The organism is Longimicrobium sp. (assembly GCA_036389135.1).
In the GTDB taxonomy this organism is placed as follows: Bacteria; Gemmatimonadota; Gemmatimonadetes; order Longimicrobiales; family Longimicrobiaceae; genus Longimicrobium.
In genome coordinates, this window is the sequence record DASVQP010000094.1 from 1 (window position 1) to 2,150 (window position 2,150).

Annotated in this window: 2 protein-coding genes; both read right to left on the reverse strand. The window is 67.9% G+C overall.

Translation table 11 applies throughout. The features are described 5' to 3' along the window. Nucleotides 1-134 precede the first annotated feature (134 nt). Entirely contained in the window at nt 135-518 is a 384-nt protein-coding gene (locus VF584_20495; GenBank protein ID HEX8212569.1) for a VOC family protein, read from the reverse strand. Nucleotides 519-694: 176 nt separating this feature from the next. Next, nucleotides 695-2,150: sodium:proton antiporter (locus VF584_20500; GenBank protein HEX8212570.1), on the reverse strand; the 1,456-nt coding region annotated here is incomplete at its 5' end.

Consider the following 2,150-nt stretch of genomic DNA (forward strand, 5'->3'; position numbering starts at 1 on the left):
GAAGGAGGAGGCCTTTTCGTTGCAAAGAACGGCTTCCTGCTCAGCGCACCGAGATATAGCCGTGTTCGCCTACGGATGGCCTGACCGCTTGTGGCGGTCCTGTCGCGGTGGCGCTCTGAATTGGAGCAGGAACCTCAGCCCCCATGAGGCTCGAAGAGTTCGATAGGATTACCTGCCGGATCGTCGAGCAGGATTTGTTTACCGCCGTTGCCGACAACAATATCGTTGCGAAAGCGCGCCCCAAGCTTACGCAGCGCCTCGACTTCGCGGGCAAGATCAGAGACCTCGAGTTGGATACGGTTCCAGCCGCCCGGCTCCGGTGTTCGGCCATCCGGCATAGGTTGGGCCGCGCCGCCTGCTCCCGAAGGCGTGTTCAACATCAAGCGCAGGTCGCCGCGCGCGAGGCTTGCGAAACCAGGGGCGGGGTGAAGCACGAGGCTGAACCCCAGCAGCTGCGTGTAGAACGTGATGGCCGCGTCAACGTCATCGACGATGTACCGAACGCTTACAGTCGTCATTCGTATCCTCCCTTACGTTCTGGGCCGTGTTCGTTGCCGTGTGCAAGCATCGAGCGTGATGTGCGCTTTGCAGATAGTCTCCTCAATCTCCTGGTTCTTGGCTTGGATTGTCTGACGAACCCGGCGGGTGGGCGCGCGTGACCTTCCAGCCGTCGCGACCACCGCGCCGCCCAGGACTATCCCCCTTCGTCCGCCCGCCGCCCTGCCCGCAGAAGCTGCGCCCAGTCGAGTTCCGCCCAGTCGAGCTCCTCTTCCACCCGCTGGAACGCGGCGTCGCCAATCGTGCCGTCGGCCCGGAGCGCTACCAGGCGCTGCCGCTGGGCTTCGGTCGCGGCGCGCACCATCGCTGGGTCGGCGTCCTGATCGACGGCGGGTGTGGCGGTCGCCGGCGACGCCGTGGAGGACGCGGCGCCGTTCATATCCGCGCTATCGCGGGCGAACTCCGCCTCTGCGCGACGGAGCTGGACGTCGTAACGATACCGAACGAGCTTCGCGGTCGGGGCGCTCGGATACGCCGTTGCGGCCGCGACCGCCGCCCGGAGCGTCTCGACTCGTGCGCGCCGCACCTCGCGTTCCACCGTCCCGTCATCCTCCAGCCGCAAGCGCAGCAGGAGCGGCCGCAGCGTGAGCCCCTGGAGCACGAGTGTGCCGAGGACCACCCCGAATGCGGTGACGACAATCAGATCGCGGTAGGGGAACGGGGCCCCGCCTTCACCGCCGGTTGGCAGCGCGAGCGCGGCGGCCAGCGTCACCGTGCCGCGCATGCCGCACCATCCCGCCACCGCGGCGCTACGGGCCGTCAGCCCGACAGCATCGGGCTTTCCGTTCGGGCGTGCGGCGCTGCGCCACCGTGTGAATGCCGCCGCGCCACTCACCCACGCAATCCGGGCAAGGATGACTGCTACGCACACGGCCGCCGCCACCGCCACGTACTGAACTCCGGTCGCCTCGGTAAGACGCCCGGCGATCGACTTGAGCTGGAAGCCTACCAGGATAAACGCGAGCACGTTCAGCACGAACACCGCGACCTCCCACACCGCCCACGCCGGGATGCGAATCCGCGCGGGTAGAATTTGGGGCGCGCGGCGCGACGCGGCCATCGCAAAGACGACCAGCGTGATGATCCCCGAGAGGTGCAGCTGCTCGGCGAGCAGCCACACCCCGAACGTGGTGCAGAACTGCACGACGACCGCGGTCGCCACGTCGTGGATGCGGGCGGTCACGGCGAGCGTGAGCGGTGCGAGGATGAGCGCGAGCGCAACGCTGCCAACGGTGACGAAGAGCAGAGTCGGCAGTACGCTCCACCCCGACAGGACCCCAGTGAGCGTCGCGCTCACCGCGAGGCGGTAGACGAGCAGCGCGCTTGCATCGTTGAAGAGGCTCTCTCCCTCCAGAATCACGAGCAGCCGATTGGGCGGTCGGAGCTGCTTCAGCACGGTGGTGGCGGCTGCCGCGTCCGGCGGCGCGACGATCGCGCCGAGGGCGATCGCCGCGCCCCATGGCATATCCGGGACGAGCCCCTTGGCGACCAGCGCCACCACGGCAATGGTGAGTACGACCGCGCCAAGGGCGAGGCTCGCGACCGAACGCCAGTTTGCACGCAGGTCGCGCGGCGAGGCGTCGAAGGCGGCG

What these genes read in the sequence shown, in the direction of transcription:
- VF584_20495 (HEX8212569.1), bottom strand. Translation starts at nt 518, where the DNA reads ATGACGACTGTAAGCGTTCGGTACATCGTCGATGACGTTGACGCGGCC.